General features: G+C 36.8%; 16 protein-coding genes. All 16 read right to left on the bottom strand.

The features are described from left to right. Positions 1-56 precede the first annotated feature (56 nt). Positions 57-2654, bottom strand: coding sequence for a GW dipeptide domain-containing protein (locus H9L19_RS07495; protein WP_187529035.1), 2598 nt, complete (start codon positions 2652-2654; stop codon positions 57-59). A 134-nt stretch (positions 2655-2788) separates the two neighbouring features. Further along, complete coding sequence (locus H9L19_RS07490; protein ID WP_187529034.1) at positions 2789-4480, bottom strand: GW dipeptide domain-containing protein; 1692 nt, start codon at positions 4478-4480, stop codon at positions 2789-2791. 41 nt (positions 4481-4521) lie between these two features. After that, positions 4522-4971 (bottom strand): hypothetical protein, encoded by a 450-nt coding sequence (locus H9L19_RS07485; RefSeq protein WP_187529033.1) that lies wholly within the window; start codon positions 4969-4971, stop codon positions 4522-4524. 229 nt (positions 4972-5200) lie between these two features. Beyond that, complete coding sequence (locus tag H9L19_RS07480) at positions 5201-6130, bottom strand: aldo/keto reductase (protein ID WP_187529032.1); 930 nt, start codon at positions 6128-6130, stop codon at positions 5201-5203. Between the two features lie 14 nt (positions 6131-6144). Further along, positions 6145-7539 carry an NDP-hexose 2,3-dehydratase family protein gene (locus H9L19_RS07475; protein WP_187529031.1) on the bottom strand — a complete coding sequence of 465 codons (1395 nt, stop codon included), beginning with the start codon at positions 7537-7539 and terminating at the stop codon, positions 6145-6147. A 56-nt stretch (positions 7540-7595) separates the two neighbouring features. Then, a complete protein-coding gene (gene rfbC / locus H9L19_RS07470; RefSeq protein ID WP_187529030.1) occupies positions 7596-8171 on the bottom strand; it encodes a dTDP-4-dehydrorhamnose 3,5-epimerase in 576 nt (191 codons plus the stop codon). A gap of 2 nt (positions 8172-8173) precedes the next feature. Further along, positions 8174-9004 carry an NAD-dependent epimerase/dehydratase family protein gene (locus H9L19_RS07465; RefSeq protein ID WP_187529029.1) on the bottom strand — a complete coding sequence of 277 codons (831 nt, stop codon included), beginning with the start codon at positions 9002-9004 and terminating at the stop codon, positions 8174-8176. A gap of 45 nt (positions 9005-9049) precedes the next feature. Beyond that, on the bottom strand, positions 9050-10090 hold the full coding sequence (gene rfbB / locus H9L19_RS07460; RefSeq protein ID WP_187529028.1) for a dTDP-glucose 4,6-dehydratase: 1041 nt from the start codon (positions 10088-10090) through the stop codon (positions 9050-9052). 25 nt (positions 10091-10115) lie between these two features. Continuing rightward, positions 10116-11066: a glycosyltransferase family 2 protein gene (locus H9L19_RS07455; protein ID WP_187529027.1), complete on the bottom strand. Its 951-nt coding sequence runs from the start codon at positions 11064-11066 to the stop codon at positions 10116-10118. 10 nt (positions 11067-11076) lie between these two features. Next, positions 11077-13293, bottom strand: a complete 2217-nt coding sequence (locus tag H9L19_RS07450) for a hypothetical protein (RefSeq protein WP_187529026.1) — start codon at positions 13291-13293, stop codon at positions 11077-11079. Beyond that, positions 13293-14114, bottom strand: a complete 822-nt coding sequence (locus tag H9L19_RS07445) for a glycosyltransferase family 2 protein (protein WP_187529025.1) — start codon at positions 14112-14114, stop codon at positions 13293-13295. The genes H9L19_RS07450 and H9L19_RS07445 overlap by 1 nt, the downstream gene beginning before the upstream one ends. Then, a complete protein-coding gene (locus H9L19_RS07440) occupies positions 14107-14511 on the bottom strand; it encodes a GtrA family protein (RefSeq protein WP_187529024.1) in 405 nt (134 codons plus the stop codon). The genes H9L19_RS07445 and H9L19_RS07440 overlap by 8 nt, the downstream gene beginning before the upstream one ends. Before the next feature lie 36 nt (positions 14512-14547). Then, on the bottom strand, positions 14548-15429 hold the full coding sequence (gene rfbA / locus H9L19_RS07435; protein ID WP_187529023.1) for a glucose-1-phosphate thymidylyltransferase RfbA: 882 nt from the start codon (positions 15427-15429) through the stop codon (positions 14548-14550). A gap of 54 nt (positions 15430-15483) precedes the next feature. After that, a complete protein-coding gene (locus tag H9L19_RS07430; protein ID WP_187529022.1) occupies positions 15484-17172 on the bottom strand; it encodes a DAK2 domain-containing protein in 1689 nt (562 codons plus the stop codon). A gap of 34 nt (positions 17173-17206) precedes the next feature. Then, the gene (locus tag H9L19_RS07425; RefSeq protein WP_187529021.1) at positions 17207-17569 is read right to left on the bottom strand and encodes an Asp23/Gls24 family envelope stress response protein; all 363 of its coding nucleotides are present in this window, start codon (positions 17567-17569) and stop codon (positions 17207-17209) included. Between the two features lie 158 nt (positions 17570-17727). Continuing rightward, positions 17728-17928: a 50S ribosomal protein L28 gene (gene rpmB, locus H9L19_RS07420; protein ID WP_006845517.1), complete on the bottom strand. Its 201-nt coding sequence runs from the start codon at positions 17926-17928 to the stop codon at positions 17728-17730. Positions 17929-17994 lie beyond the last annotated feature (66 nt).

The following is a 17994-nucleotide window of genomic DNA, read 5'->3' as shown; positions in this document are numbered from 1 at the left end:
TTGCTTGTTTTCAATCAAAAAAAAGCACCTAGAAATTTAACTTTCTAGGTGCTTTTTTAGCCAACAATAACACAACTTTTGTCAATAAATACAATCGTATTATTTAATTTAAATTCAATCCAAACAATATCAGGTGCATTCGAAGTCACCAACTCTGCAATCACTTGTATCTTTTGACCAGAATACTGATTTGCCCAGCCATAAAAAGTTGAACCAGGTACCAAATAAGGTTGGTTAGCATTAATTCCCTGTCCGCTTGATTGATCTACAATTATTGTTGCATTGTAGTTAACAACCTTGCGATTAATAACCGTTACTTCTTGATTTTGTTGTTGAAGCAACAGCGTTTTATCCATAAACACAGTTGTACCATTCAAATTAAATTGTACCCAAGTAACATTATCTGTTGTCGTAATTTCTTTTGTAACTGTAATTAGCTTCCCATCATAATCACGTGCCCAACCAAAGTGTTGTGAACCTGCAACATTATATGGTTGTACGGTGTCAATACCTTGATTACTATTTTTAGCTTGAATCGTAGCCGTATAATTGACATCAACTGACTGTGTAATCGTTGCATAGCGTTTCAAATTGGCTATGTCTGTATACACTGTCTGCCCATTCAACTTGAATTCAACCCACGTGACGTCATTATATGCCGTTCTAATTTCAGCGGTCACTGTAATCTCTTGATTTTTATACTGTCCAACGTACCCAAAACGTTGTGACCCATCAATTCGCCAAGGCTTAACTGTATCAATTCCAGCAGTAGCATTATCACCAATTATTTTGGTTGTATAATTCACTGGTTTATATGACACGATATAATCGTTTTGACTAATACTTGCCTTATCCATATAGACACGGTGACTATTCAATTCAAATTCAACCCACGTCACATTTTGATGTGACGTTTTTATCTCATTGACAACCTTGATTTCTTGACCCGCATAGTCACGCGCATAGCCAAAGTGTTGTGAGCCTGCAACTTGATAAGGTTGGAATTCATCGATACCAGAGCCGCTATTAATGCCGTCAATATGAGCCGTATAATTCACTGGTTTGGTTTCTAAAATGAAAGCCCCTGGTTTAACCAAATCTTTTTGCATATATACGGTTATGCCATTCAAATTAAATTGTACCCAAGTAACATTATCTGTTGTCGTAATTTCTTTTGTAACTGTAATTAGTTTCCCATCATAATCACGTGCCCAACCAAAGTGTTGTGAACCTGCAACATTATATGGTTGTACGGTGTCAATACCTTGATTACTATTTTTAGCTTGAATCGTAGCCGTATAATTGACATCAACTGACTGTGTAATCGTTGCATAGCGTTTCAAATTGGCTATGTCTGTATACACTGTCTGCCCATTCAACTTGAATTCAACCCACGTGACGTCATTATATGCCGTTCTAATTTCAGCGGTCACTGTAATCTCTTGATTTTTATACTGTCCAACGTACCCAAAACGTTGTGACCCATCAATTCGCCAAGGCTTAACTGTATCAATTCCAGCAGTAGCATTATCACCAATTATTTTGGTTGTATAATTCACTGGTTTATATGACACGATATAATCGTTTTGACTAATACTTGCCTTATCCATATAGACACGGTGACCATTCAATTCAAATTCAACCCACGTCACATTTTGATGTGACGTTTTTATCTCATTGACAACCTTGATTTCTTGACCCGCATAGTCACGCGCATAGCCAAAGTGTTGTGAGCCTGCAACTTGATAAGGTTGGAATTCATCGATACCAGAGCCGCTATTAATGCCGTCAATATGAGCCGTATAATTCACTGGTTTGGTTTCTAAAACGAACATACCTTGCATAGCATAATCTTTTTGCATGTACAATATTTGCCCATCTAACGAGAATTCTACCCAAACGACGTTAGTGTTGGATGTTGTTAATTCACGTTTAATATGAATAATTTGACCTTTATAATCACGTACCCAACCAAAATGTTCCGAACCTGGAATGAGATAGGGCTGATTTTTATCAATTCCTGCACCACTATTATTATCGATAATTTTTGCATCGTAATTCACATCACGTGCATACGTAATATAATTACCATCAACTAATTTATCAAAACCATTCTGTGAAATTAAGTCAATTAGTTTACTACCATAATTCGGATCAGTCGCATACTTACCTACTAATGCTCTTGCAGCATCTTGATAAGTTTTTGCATTTTCTTTCCACGATTGTGAGTAATAAGCGTGATTCCAACTTAATCCATTTCTAATTAAACTACCATTGTCATCCATTGATTGCTCAGGTGAAGGGTATTTTCGAAACTGTGCATTGACGTAATAAATATTTCCGTTTGCATCATACTCGGCAGTCCGCATAGTCACATACTGCCCATTATAAGTTCCTTTGATACCAAAAAAGTTATTTGCCTGTGTTGATAAAGCCGATTGTCCCCAACCAGATTCAAGCGCAGCTTGTGCCATCATGACTGATCCCCAAGTATTATACCTTGTCGCTGATGATCGAACACCTGGTGCTACCCAATTCTTAAAATTGCTAATCGTATCGGCTTGAACGGTTGGCTTAAATAACCCAAGTATCACAGGTAAGAGAAATAATATCAACAAGTATTTCAGTGGTGATATATTATGTTTACTTTTCATTACAACTCCTTTCTTTCATTTCCTACAGCTAGCTTATCATTATCACATTAAAAATTAACTATACATTAAATGCAGAATCGAATTGAACTAAACTAATCCGTTCATTACTCTTTCTTATTGAATGTCACATAGTTTTAAACTATCAAAACTCTTTTATCCATAAATACAGTTGTACCATTCAAATTAAATTGTACCCAAGTAACATTATCTGTTGTCGTAATTTCTTTTGTAACTGTAATTAGTTTCCCATCATAATCACGTGCCCAACCAAAGTGTTGTGAACCTGCAACATTATATGGTTGTACGGTGTCAATACCTTGATTACTATTTTTAGCTTGAATCGTAGCCGTATAATTGACATCAACTGACTGTGTAATCGTTGCATAGCGTTTCAAATTGGCTATGTCTGTATACACTGTCTGCCCATTCAACTTGAATTCAACCCACGTGACGTCATTATATGCCGTTCTAATTTCAGCGGTCACTGTAATCTCTTGATTTTTATACTGTCCAACGTACCCAAAACGTTGTGACCCATCAATTCGCCAAGGCTTAACTGTATCAATTCCAGCAGTAGCATTATCACCAATTATTTTGGTTGTATAATTCACTGGTTTATATGACACGATATAATCGTTTTGACTAATACTTGCCTTATCCATATAGACACGGTGACCATTCAATTCAAATTCAACCCACGTCACATTTTGATGTGACGTTTTTATCTCATTGACAACCTTGATTTCTTGACCCGCATAGTCACGCGCATAGCCAAAGTGTTGTGAGCCTGCAACTTGATAAGGTTGGAATTCATCGATACCAGAGCCGCTATTAATGCCGTCAATATGAGCCGTATAATTCACTGGTTTGGTTTCTAAAATGAAAGCCCCTGGTTTAACCAAATCTTTTTGCATATATACGGTTATGCCATTCAACTTAAACGACACCCACACAACTTCAGTATTTGACGTTGTCATTTCCTGCGTAATATGAACTAATTGATGATTATAATCTTTAGCCCAACCAAAATGTTCCGAACCTGGAATGAGATAGGGCTGATTTTTATCAATCCCAGCGCCACTTGAATTCTCAACAGAAATTGTCGCCACATAATCAACCGGTCTAGCATAAGTCACATGCGGGGTAATTTTATTATATACGTTCTCCAATAAGGACTCATAATCATTCATTGTATACGTTGTACCATAGAACCTAGCTGCCATGTCCGCCCAATATCCATCTGGATCTGTATGATTTGTACCGCCAAGCTGTTGTGAAACCATCGCATGGCTCCACACTGTATTTCCGAGACTAGGTCTCAAATTATAAGTCGCTAAGTATCGGGACTGAAGAACAGCCAAATTGAATAATTCTTGAGCAAAAGCCTCTTTTCCTTCAACCTGAACTTGCTCAGTTTGAATAAAACGTCTATTTCCTTCTGCACCTGCTCCCCATGACTTAAATGATGGATTCGCAATTTCAATCGCACTTGAATCATCTACAAATGAATGAACAAATGCCGATTCAGCATGACCTAACATATAATTAATTTCATTCCAAATTGCGTTAGGGTTATTTTTATCACTGCTATTTGCTGTTTCATGAACCAAAACACCTTCTGGACTGCCATGTCGATAATTCATATCAACACCTTCCCAATTCGGATTGTTCAACCATTGTTGAATATAATTGGAACTATTTTTCGCCTGAAAATTCTTCGAATAGATATAATCATTAACACTGTTCGCGCTAACGTTTTCTTGTTGTGTCGTTTCAAAGCCGACGATACAACCTGTAAAAAGTATGACATACTGCCATAGTTTCATAATACTAATCTCCTACTTACACTTAACAATAACTAGACTCCTCAATCAAAATAATGAGGATATATTGACTTAATGGCCGACTTATAATCCAAACTGGATTGATTAGCCTTATCAATTACTTTAGCTATATCAAGGTCTGAAAAATCACCATCGTTAATTCCTTGTGCACGAATTTGATTTCTAGCTTCCTGAACATTTTCTTTTGTGATGCTAATACCTGATGTTGATTTCATTAAAGTTTCTAGTTCTGATGAGGCTTCACTAGCTTCACCACCAGAAAGAAACGACGATGATGATTTATCTGGCAAATTCTTGTCGGTATCTTTGCTAGTGACATTCGACTTAGCCTTTTTACTTGAATTTAATTCAACCTGGTGTGAACTGCTAGCTTGGTCTTGCCTATTATCACGAATTGTGCCAATCTTATACGCCCCACCGACTGCGACAATAATCAAAATTAGTTTGCACAAAATTTTTTTTGATGCTTTCATTTTTACTCCATATTCATAAATAATAATAACTATAAATTCGTTAAAAATATAACACATTTTAATTTAGTTTTGCAACAAAAAAAGCCCTAAAATACCCATCTAAAAGCATTTAGAACCATGTTTTTTCCTTTTTGATTATACTGGATGAATTATTCGTGTAACAGCACACATCCATGTAAGCATACAGCTAAAACTCGGAATGCTCATTTTACTGTCACAGGCATCAAACTCATAACACTTGATTGCCAGCCGATTGATATAAATCATACCACTCTTGTCGCGATAATTTAATTTCACTGCCTTCAGACATCTCTTGAATGTGCGTATTACTCATTGATCCAGAAATAACTTGCATTTGACTCGGATGACGTAAAGTCCAAGCGATAGCCACGGCGCTTTTATTCGTGTTGTGCCTGTCCGCAATCTCTTCAAGTTTTTTGTTTAAAGTTACATATTCAGGATTATCGATGAACACGCCACCAAAATAGCCAATCTGTAATGGAGACCACGTTTGAATTGTCATTTTGTGAATCCGACTATAGTTTAAGATGCCACCATCATGACTTGCCGCCATGTCTCCTGTCATATTAACTCGCATACCTTCATCGACAATGCCTGAATGCATCAAACCAAATTGCAGTTGATTTGTTACCAATGGTTGACTAATAGCTGTTTTAAGTAAATCAATTTGTCCAGAATTTTGATTTGATACCCCAAAATAACGAACTTTACCTTGCTCAACTAGGATATTAAATGCTTCAGCCACCTCAAATGGTTCAACTAATGCATCGGGTCTATGGAGCAAAAATACATCCAAGTATTCTACTTGTAACCGTCTTAATTCTTCTTCCACTGAATTAATTATCTGACGTGTTGAAAAGTCCACTCGATTACCACTTGGTGTTCTTACGATACCACCTTTTGATTGGATAATTACTTGATTCCTACTAATTCCACTTGCTTTTAACGCCTGGCCCAAATTTATGGAAGACTGTCCTTTACCATATACATCAGCAGAATCAAAAAAATTAATACCTTGATCTAACGCAAAATTGACAGTTTCCAAGTTTTCACTAGCGTTACGATTTCCCATGCGCATCGCACCTAACCCAACTTTGGAAACATTCAATTCAGAACAACCCAATGTCATATACTCCATAACTTCATCCCTTCTTAAATCATTAACATTGAAAGTAAATTACGTAATTGTATATTTAATACATTATTACTTTGGATTAAATAGTTCAAGGCACTGTAACTAACCCAAATATAGTTTTCTGGTAATGATTGCAAATCATCATTTCCAATTTCCATAATTACATTTAAGTTTTGTTCGTGGTAAAAACGGCCGCCCTCTTCAGAAAGCATAACGTGTCGCAAGATGCGATCGTTATGTTCTAGGTTATCCAAATATAATTTTTCAACATTGTTGTGCGCTTCACCACGTTCAAGTGATTCCCATTGAATTGTCGGTCCTAATTCAATAGCATCCATTGTCCCAATTTCAGGCGTTAACTTAATCAAAATTTCTTTTGTACCGTGATGATTTCGCAAAATAAGTCCTAATTCTGCAATACCTTCAGCAACAATCAAAGGTTGCGTCCAACTTGTAATTTCACGACCTTCAATTGCAACCTCAAAATAACCCACGGAGAAATTATCACTAGTATAACTTTTTATCCCGTTCTGATTAAGTCGCCAAGACTTCATCTCTGATATAGGCACTATTCGGGTCCAGCAGTTTGTAAACATTTTATAATCATTTATTTTTTTTGTAATCTGAGGTAAATAATCACTAGGTTCACTAATAAATATAGAGTTGAACATACTTATATCTGTAAATGTTTCCGATAAAAGTTCCAAATCTTTATCAGAATAATGACGCGTTTGAAAAGGAATGCCAGAAATAACCGTACGTGTATCCATATTGATAAGATTAGGCTCGTCTAACATTTTTTTAATTTGTCCTAATGTCATCCATTTAAAATTTGGTAACAATTCAATCTCATCTTCAACAAAAACAATCATATTTCGGTTACGTTTCTTATAAAAACGTCCACTTTGTTCTGACTGAATTTGATCATAAAGAACTTGATAATTCTCAGAATTTAAAAAATAATCCAGATATGCCGGCTTTTTCCCACCATGTTTTGCAGTGAAATTGCTTTTTGTTGCTTGAATAGTTGGCGACAATTGCACAGCATTAATATTACCAGGCTCAATTTTAGCTTGCATCAAAAAATTAAGAACCCCATCAACTTTTTTAATAATCATTCCCAAAAAGCCAATTTCAGTTTGTAAGATGATTGGTTGCTCTTTTACTAATTCTTGATCTTCAAATAGTTGAATACCAGAAATTTGAAAAAAACCATGATTAACATTCGTAATATAGCCGTTCTTTTGATCATGATACCAACTATTCGATTGATCCAAAGTAATTGGATTTACCTCAACAGTTGTTTTTTTATTCCGGTCTGTAATCCAATTAAGAATATCTTGATACGAATTAACATTGCCTTCTTCACATTGCCAAGACCTTAGAATGTCTTGTGTTAATTTTTCTGTCATCAAAGTCTCCATATCTTCAAAATAAGGATGGAGCTTAATGTTCCATCCTTTTACCTTTAAATTTCACCATAAATTGCCGTAATACCGGCATCTACATAGTTTGGATTGTGACGGTCTTTATCCGAAAGAATCATTTTCTCTGGTGCAATTGGCCATTCGATGTTAAACATTGGGTCATCAAATGCAATTGGTGTTTCAGATTCAGGCGCATAGTAATTATCAACCTTATAAGTAAAGTTAACATTATCAGACAATGCCAACCAACCATGAGCAAATCCCCGAGGTACATATAATTGACGGCCATTACTCTCAGAAAGAATAAAACTTTGCCAATGTCCAAATGTTGGTGACCCTTTTCGAACATCTACTAATACATCGTAAACAACGCCGGTAATAACACGGACCAGCTTAGCCTGAGAATGTATACCATCCTGAATATGCAATCCACGTAGAGTACCAGCATTGGCAGTGTACGAATGAAATTCCAATACAACATTGATATCAATTCCTGCAGATAATAAATCTTTAACCGAATAATCTTCAGTTAGAAAACCACGACTATCACCAAAATATGGCTGTTCCAGTATTTTAACATCCTGAAGTTTTGTATCTATTACATTATATTTTGTCATATTCAATTTTCCTCATTCATAATCATGTTAAGTTTTTGATTATTTCCCCAAATTGCCTTTGGATCAAAAGGACGATCTGGAAACTTACCATAAGCCAATTTAATTGTCAGATTATTTTCTTTAATAAAACGTTCGACTCGACTTGACAAAGAAACTGGTTCTCCTGAGGAAATATTAATAATGCCATCAATATCATTTTGACTAACCACATGTGCAACATAATTAGCAAAATCAGCATAGTCTAAGAAATCATACTGTGTTTTGCCTGATGTAAATGGAAATTCAGAATCACCATTTTCATCAGCCTGATATAATTTGGAAAAGATCGAATTACCATACGCTGTGTTTTCAACAATATAATACGCCCGTAACCACTGCATTTGAACGCCAGCTTGGTTCGTCACAATTTTTGTATAGTCACGTAATGCATTTTTTGCAATTCCATAAAAATTCATTGGATTGGTTGGTGTTGTTTCATCAACGCTTCCTTCATGAAACCCAATTTCATGCATTGTACCCATAATGGCAACCTTTTTAATACCACCTTCAACAAGTAACTTGATGAAGTTAGCATGCAAGGCCAAGTCCTCTAAATGTGTTTCCGCATTTAGCACAAATCCATTACGATACGCCAGATGTAATACAGCATCTGGTTGCCCAAAGAAATTGTATGGATCGTCGACAGAAAACAAATCTGCATCGACTCTCTGTGCTAAATCTGTCACTAATTGTGTTGAGCGATCAGTTGCAACAACCTCATTGCCTAAATTTAATAGTTGAGAAACAATGCCGCGACCCAAGAAGCCATTCGCACCGGTAACTAAAATTTTCATTCTAAGACCTCTTTTTTGAACAGAAGCTATGCCGGATTCCAACCATTATTGATTGTTCTTAGCATACTTTGCTTCAACTTCATCCTTTTCTGCTTTCCACCAAGACTCATTTTCAGTATACCATTCAATTGTATCCTTCAAGCCCTTTGAAAAATCAGTATATTTTGGTTCCCATCCCAATTCTTCACGGGTCTTTGTTGCATCAATCGCGTAACGCAGATCATGACCAGCACGATCCTGCACAAAATCAAAATCGTCCTCTGAATGCCCCATATCAGCTAATATCATGTGCAGCACTGTCAGATTATCCTGTTCCCCATTGGCACCCAATAAATATGTGTCCCCAATTTTTCCATTCTCTAAAATAGCCCAAACACCTGTCGCATGGTCATATGTGTGAATCCAATCACGTACATTTTTCCCCGCGCCATATAACTTTGGTTTGATGCCACTTAATATATTTGTAATCTGCCGTGGAATAAACTTTTCGATATGTTGATATGGACCGTAATTATTAGAAGTATTAGAAATAGTAGCTTGTAATCCAAAAGAACGGACCCATGCTCTCACTAATAAATCTGATCCTGCTTTAGTAGACGAGTATGGGCTTGATGGATTATATCGCGTTACCGGTGTGAATTTCTCACCCTCACCTTCACCATGTCCGGGTAAATTTTCTCTTAATGGCAAGTCGCCATATACTTCATCTGTCGACACATGGTGGAAACGAACATTATACTTTCTTGCTGCTTCAAGTAAGGTAAATGTGCCAATCAAATTTGTTTGAATAAATGGTGCTGGGTTCTTTAATGAGTTATCATTGTGACTTTCAGCTGCATAGTGAATAATTGCGTCTGAATTTTTAACAAGTTCATCAACTAAAACAGCATCAGCAATATCTCCGACAACTAGTTTGACACGATCAGCTGGTAAGCCAACTAAATTAGCTTCATTTCCGGCATAAGTTAACTTATCTAATACAGTGACAAAAACATCTTCATGTTCTGCTACAACGTATCGAACAAAATTAGCGCCAATAAATCCGGCACCACCAGTAACTAAGATGTTTTTATATTTTGAATTCATAACATGATCCTCTTCAATGCAAATTTTATTCAATTACTTCTGAAACAATATATCTAGGCCGATGTTTCACTTCCATGAAAATCTTTCCAATGTACTCACCAATAATACCAATAGCAACCAATTGCAGTCCGCCTAATGCCCATACTGATAACATAATTGTTGGCCATCCCAAAGATGTATGTCCTAATAATGCCCCAATAAAGACATAAAGTGTTGCTAAACAACTAATAATAAACATAACAATGCCGGTATTACGAACAAAAGTAATCGGTGCGACAGAGAACGATGTAATACCACTCACCGCAAATTGCAACATTTTACTTAGTGGATACTTGGTCTCACCGGCTTCACGCTCAGCTCGTGAATAAAATACTTGTCCTTCATTCATTCCTATTAACGGAAATATACCGCGTAAAAACATTTCCCGTTCCGTATATTCACTAAAAATTGCTAACACTTTTTGATCAATCAATCTAAAATCGGCGTGATTAGGAATTGTTTGTACACCAAACCAATTCATAATCTTATAGAATGATTCAGCTGTCCATCGTTTAAATGCCGTATCAGTTGTTCGATCCCCTCGAACACCATAAACAATGTTTTTACCATCTTGTGCTTGTTTTACCATTTCAACGATAGCATGTGGATCATCTTGTAAATCAGCATCAATCGTAATTGCGTAATCAATATCTGTTCCTGTAACATATTCCATTCCAGCAATTAAAGCATTTTGATGACCAAAGTTGCGACTAAATCGGATGCCCTGTACACGATTAAACTTCTCATGCAATTGTTGAATGAGAGCCCATGTTTGATCCTGACTACCATCATTGACATACAGTATATGACTATCAACGGAAATCAATCCATCTTTTACCATTTCTTCAATTAAATCATTTAATATCATTGTCGTCTTTTCAATTACTGGTTCTTCATTGTAGGCCGGTAAAATAATTGAAATCTTTTGCCAGTTCATAATCACTTCCTCATTTCTCAACTAAGTATCTTTTATTTAATTTCCAGGAGAAACTTTTAACTAATGCTAATAAAATTATCATTCCAAATGATACAGCAATTAGGATACATGCAATACTAAATCCAGGTGCATGATATTTCACCTCAATTGTTTGCTCTTTATTAGATGCATTAACATTTATAGTTAACAGATATTTCCGCAATGCACTTCCTACATTTGCATGGCCTTTGCTAATTTCATACCCAGGCCAATTCATTCTTGATAACACAACTTGCGTCGCCTTATTACTAGCAGGCACACGTAAAGTAAAGTTTCCATTATTTTGTTCTTTATAGGTGACATGATTTTGACTCGTCCAAACAACTGAGCCCGCCTTTTCTACTGAATGATTTCTCGTAATAACAACTAATTCATCATCAACATGATTAATATGCCAGCCCTCAGGAATTATTTTTTTATTAACAATATCTGAATAAATATGATCAGTTGTTGATTTCGATATACCAACCGTTCTAATTGACAGCAAATCAACTATTTTCTCATGTGTTTTCTTATCATATGAAAACAACTTTTTATAAGTGCTATTCGGAACAAAAGTCGGGTCACCACTACGAACATCCTCAGCAAATGATTGAAAACCTACTGGGGAATAAACATTAATAGATGGTTTTTGAGCAATGTACCAATTGTTTCCGACAATTGTTTTTTGCGAATTACCAAGAACTAGTGAGTTTCCTACGAAATACTTAGCTTGCTCATCAACCTTTTCCTTAGTTGTTGGCATATTAAACTTAGGATAATGGTAGGTTACGACAGAATTTTCTGAATTAACATCAGCGGCTCGTCCCACTACTCGTTGCTGAATTAAAGTCACAGAAGCTGTGAGCAAAATAGCTATAGTTATGAAAGCGCTAGTTGCATATCGAGAGATTTTTTGTGCATGCCCATCGATAATCCACGTCATCAATAACACACCAATAAAGATACCAATATTTGTGAATAAAATGGTTTTTACTCTTTCCGGTGTGCTTGCATATTGAAGGTATCCCCCTAATAAAGAAAATATAGAGAATGCAACAACTCGCCTACGTGAAAAGACAATCCCCATTTGAGATATAACGACAGCCACAATAATAATTGTAAACTGTCCAAAATATGCAAAATGTCTAATTGGAAAGCGTAGTGGTCCAATGGCACTTGGTCCAAACAAAAATATAAAACTAATTATCGTTGGAAAGCCTAATTGTAATAAATCTGCCTTATGTGTCTTAATAAATTGAGATAATCGACTTAAATTAACAAAAGACACAAAAAGAAGAATCCAACTTATATAAGTCAAAGGCATATAAGTAACATTCCCAGTAGCCCACCATGTGCTTAATTCTGGATAATGAACAGGCGAATAAGCGGTCACCAATTCTCCTAAATTAGGTGACAAAAAGTTATCATTAACAATATCCGTAGCACTACGCATAGTAACATGCGAAACCAAAATGCCTGGTAAATAAACTGCAACTGCAATCAATCCAAGTGGGATACCGATTAATATATTTCTTCTTAACGTCTGCCAATCTTTTAAAACTAATGATTGGATAATGATACCAAACATTACAGCAACCATCATTAATGTGCCAAATACATAGCCTATCGTGATAATCGAGTATCCCACGATGAACGTCATTACAATATATTTTCGTCGAATTAAGAACTGTCGTAATGCAAGCCAGAACCAAGGTAACATAGCAGACACAAGTAAATCGGTTACCCACGATCCTCCACCCGCAAAAAGTGTAAACCCAACAAAAGGCGCCGTGATACCAGCCAAAAAAGCCCATTCACGTTTTGCACCAAATGACGTAGCAAGTTGTCGAACCCCCATTGCAAAAACAATTAACGTTATGACCTTTAGAAAACTAATCGTAAATGCAAAATTATTTGAATGATAAACCGCCAACCCGATAAGCCATTGCAATGGGCTAAACGTCCCCCATTGACCTTCAGCTAAATAGTTACCAGATCCTTGTGCAGCTATATTTAAAACTGGCAAATGACCATTGGAAATTTCTCTACCAACCTCGTACCATTGTCCCGCTGCTGCGCGTTGACTGTCGTCTAAGAAATAAAAATCTTTAAAAAAAATCAAAGGAATCAATGCTATTAAAAAGACCGAGACGATAAAAATCAAATTATAAATCCAACCTGATTGCCGTTCTTTTCTCATATTCATTACTCAATTCTCCTCAATTTAAACACCATGCCTCGTGCAAATTGCATTAAATCAGCCATAATGTTCCCACGAATCACAACACTTTTAGTAACTATTTCAGGCCATCTTCTTGCCATATCAGCATTCATATCCTTCACATTTTTAGCTTGAACATCTTGCAAGGCAGCTGTCCATTGACCCGAGCTTATTCTAAACTTGACACCAACCTGACGATCTGGAACAAAATCACCGAATGCTAAAACATGTAAATATGTTTCTAGGTCCATTGTATATGGCCTAGTGAAATCCCATCCCCCTGCTTGATCAAAAGCTGATTTCAACATAGTTACGCCACCAGGCTCACCCAGAACATTAATGCCCGAAGCGATAACTTTCCGCATCACAACCGCACCAGGCATAGGATGAGATAGTCCCATTAAGCCCCATGATTTTTTAATCACTTGATTGTTTTCATCAATAATTTCTCGTAGCGAGGCTGTAACTACTGAACCAGAGTGCGATTCCAGTAAGTCAAATTGTCGTTTTAATATTCCAGGTAACAAAACATCATCAGAAGGTAATAATTTAATATATTTACCCATTGCTTGATTGGAAACAAAAGTAAAGTTTTCTTTAGCCGCCCCTTCAGGTGCATCAAGTACTTTTAAAACATCGTACTTTTGTTGCAAGTTATTTAAAATTTCACGTGATCCGTCTTCTGGACCTTGTAACGAGACAATCACCTCAAAATCAACACCCTTTTGAGTCAAAACCGATTGCACTGTCTCTTCTATAAAATTACTAGATTTGTACGCTGGAATGACAACCGATACATCAACCATTCTGGTTCCTCCTAAACGAAAACATTTTGTGTCCGACATAACTTATAACCGTTGTCACAAGTAAAATAATAAATTGTGCAATTAACGGTTCCATGTGTAGTAAATTTACAAATAAAGGCAAAGCAACTAAGTTAATACCATAACCAACTGCATTTACCATAGTAAATCGGAAAAGATCACGCCAAAAATGTCCCTTAACTTTAAATGTCAAAGTACGATGCATCCAATATGCAACAAAAAGTGAAATAACTTGCGCGATAACTAGTGCATACATATATCCACCAGATAGATTTTTTAGCAGTCTTTCAAATAACGCAAAAAGGACGAATCCAAAAACTGTATTGAATCCGCCAACTGCTAAAAAGCGCACCCGCTCATCCCGCAAAAATTTTTTCATTAATTCTTCTAATTTCAACTTAGTTCTCCAAGCTACCTATTTACCCATCATTTCTTCATTAACGACCCGCAATAGATATTGTCCATAATCATTTTTCTTTAAAGGTTGTGCTAATTCAAGTAGCTGATCCGCAGAAATATAATTCATGCGATAGGCAATTTCTTCTAGGGAAGCAACCTTTAGATTTTGTTGTTTTTGAATAGTTGCAATGAAATTTGATGCTTCAAGTAGCGAATCATGTGTGCCAGTATCCAGCCATGCATAACCTCGGCCCATTAATTTAACATCGAGTTTCCCTCGATCCAAATACTCTTGATTTATTGTTGAAATTTCAAGTTCTCCCCTATCAGAAGGCTTCACTTTTTTTGCAATCTCAACAACATCATTATCATAAAAATACAAACCAGTTACTGCAAAGTTGCTTTTTGGTTTCTTTGGCTTCTCTTCAATTGAGACAGCTTTTTGTTCCGCATTAAACTCGATTACTCCGAAACGTTCAGGATCATGTACTTGATAACCGAAAACAGTCGCACCGTCGGATTTTGAAGATGCATCCATCAACATTTGAGACAGCCCAGCACCATAAAAAATATTATCTCCAAGAACTAACGCCACAGAATCCTGACCGATAAATGTTTCACCAAGAATGAATGCCTCGGCCAATCCATTAGGTTGTTCTTGAATCATATATTCAATGTTTAACCCCAAATTATGACCATCTCCAAATAAATCCTCGAATTGCGAAATAAATTCAGGCGTAGAAATCAATAAAATATCACGTATTCCTGCCAACATCAAAACCGACATAGGATAATAAATCATTGGCTTATCATAAATTGGTACCAATTGTTTACTCGTCGCTTTAGTAATTGGATATAGTCGCGTTCCAGATCCGCCTGCTAAAATAATACCTTTCATTTCAAGTACACCCCTGTCTAATTATTAATAACATTTTTTAATTCACTGATCTTACTACTCAACTGAAATAAACAATGGATACAATGGCTGTCCGCCATCATGAATCTCAACTTCAAGTTCATCATCAATTTCATTGATTGCTTCTGCTAACTTTTCAGCTTGCGCCTGACTTGACTCTGCACCATAAATAATGGTGATAATCTCTGATTCATCGTCTAGCATTTTATGCATTAACGAAACAGCAGCTTGATCAATATTAGCCTGAGGTTCAGCAACCACAATGTTGCTATCAAAAATACCAATCGCATCACCAGAATGAATCTCAAGTCCATTTAACGTGGTGTCACGTACTGAAACCGTCACTGAGCCCGACTTAACCTCTGTCATTGCTTCGGTCATGGTCTCAGTATTCTCGGCCAGATCAGCATCTGGATTAAAGCCAACTAACAAGGCCGTTAAGCCTTGTTGAATTGTACGGCTTTTAATTATCTCAACTGGTACGTCTGCAATCTGCTTTGCCTGATCCGCCGCCATGAAAATATTAGAATCATTAGGCAAAATGATAACATTGCTAGCACCACTTTTTTCGATAGCCGCAACAATATCTGCAGTGGATGGGGCTTGGCTACCGTCAATCACAAGATTAGCACCTGATGATTTAAATAATTCAGAAACACCATTACCTGAAGCAACGGCAATAACAGCCATTTCAATTGGTTCAGCATTAATCTGCTTACTTTCTTCACGACGGGCCTGGTTAGCTGCTTCTGCTGCCTCTGCTTGTTGATTACGCATATTGTCAACTTTGGTTTTCCGCAATGAACCATACTTCAAGCCCCATTCAAAGACTTGTCCAGGGTGTTCAGTATGCACATGGACTTTTACAACCTCATCATCGTTAATGACTAACAATGAATCACCTAATTCGGCCAAATAGTTATAGAAAGTTTCATAATCAAATTCATTTTCAAAAGTCGTACCAATGCCAAGGTCCACCATCATTTCAGTACAATAACCATATTCGATGCTAGCGGGATTAAGTTCTCCTTGAACGCCAGTATTGTGCATTTCTTTAATCATCGCTTCAAGACCAGCATTATCTACTGCTTGATGATTAACTTCTTGGCCTGAAAGAACTGCAAAGAAAGCTTCAAGAACAATGACCAATCCTTGCCCCCCAGAATCCACAACGCCTACTTCCTTCAAAACAGGTAGCAAATCTGGCGTTGTTGCTAACGCTTTTTCAGCAGCTTCATAAGCAGCTTGGGCGACAATTACAACATCATCAGATTTCTTTGCTACCTGATTAGCCGCAGATGCAGCCTCTCGGATGACAGTCAATATGGTCCCCTCTGTTGGTTTCATCACAGCCTTATAAGCAGTTTCTGCACCGCCCATCAAGCCGTCCGCAAAGCTACGTGCTGATAATGTCTCTTGATCTTTCACCGCATGCGCAAAGCCACGGAAAATTTGGGACAAGATAACCCCAGAATTACCACGGGCTCCCATCAATAATCCTTTTGATGTTGCTTGTGCTAAAACACCTAATTTAGTGTCCATTTCATCGCGTTCATATTCAGCGCCAGATGCCATTGATAGTGTCATATTTGTTCCAGTATCACCATCTGGCACTGGGAACACATTCAACTTATTAATTTTATCAGCATTATCCTTTAACGCATTTGCTGCCGCGTTAATCATTTTACCAAATTCAATATTGGTAATTTCTGTAACAACTTCCACAGTTTTTTCCTCCGAGATAATCGGGTATTATCTTTTATTCGCCCAGAACACGTACACCCTGAACAATCACATTAACTTCTTCTGCAACGATGCCCAACATACTATTAAGATCATTTTTCACACGTGCTTGTACACTTTTTGAAATTTCTGAAATTTTCATGCCATATCCAACAATAATATGCACATCAACTGTAACTGCATTATCTTGTTGACGAACAACAACACCTTTGGCAAAGTTGTCGCCACTTAACGCTTGGTTTATCCCATCACGTAGTGGATTTTGACTTGCCATACCAACAACACCATAATTATCAGTTGCTGCGCCACCAACAATTTTTGCAATGACGTCATTCTCGATTTGAACAATACCTTGTTCAGTTTGAATTTTTACTGCCATGTCAATGACCCCCTAAGAAATTCATAATATCTATTTTACCACAGATTTAAGTTGCACTAAATATGCTATAACTCAAAATTATTCCCTTATTAACAGAATAATTAGATTCTTAAAAAGAAAAAGCCACCAAAATTGGCAGCTACAATCTTATTTGCGTTTTAAACTCGTTCAATTGAACCGTTCTTCAACCCAGCCTTTAAAGTACGGGCTGATAAGTAAACTTTCTTAGGTGCTGCTCCGTTAATTTTAACGGTAACCTTTTGCAAGTTTGGCTTCCAGCTACGACGGCTTGAGTTAAGGGCGTGTGAACGTTGGTTTCCAAAGCGCGTACGCTTTCCGTTGACTGCATCAACTGCCATGGTGTGACCCTCCCATCTTAAGCTCTCTATTTCAGTGCTTTTATTTACTTGAATAATATTAACAAA

Origin of the sequence: Weissella diestrammenae (assembly GCF_014397255.1) — a bacterium.
Lineage (GTDB): Bacteria > Bacillota > Bacilli > Lactobacillales > Lactobacillaceae > Weissella > Weissella diestrammenae.
Note: the sequence above shows the minus strand (reverse complement) of the source record. Positions and strands in the feature narration are given on the sequence as shown.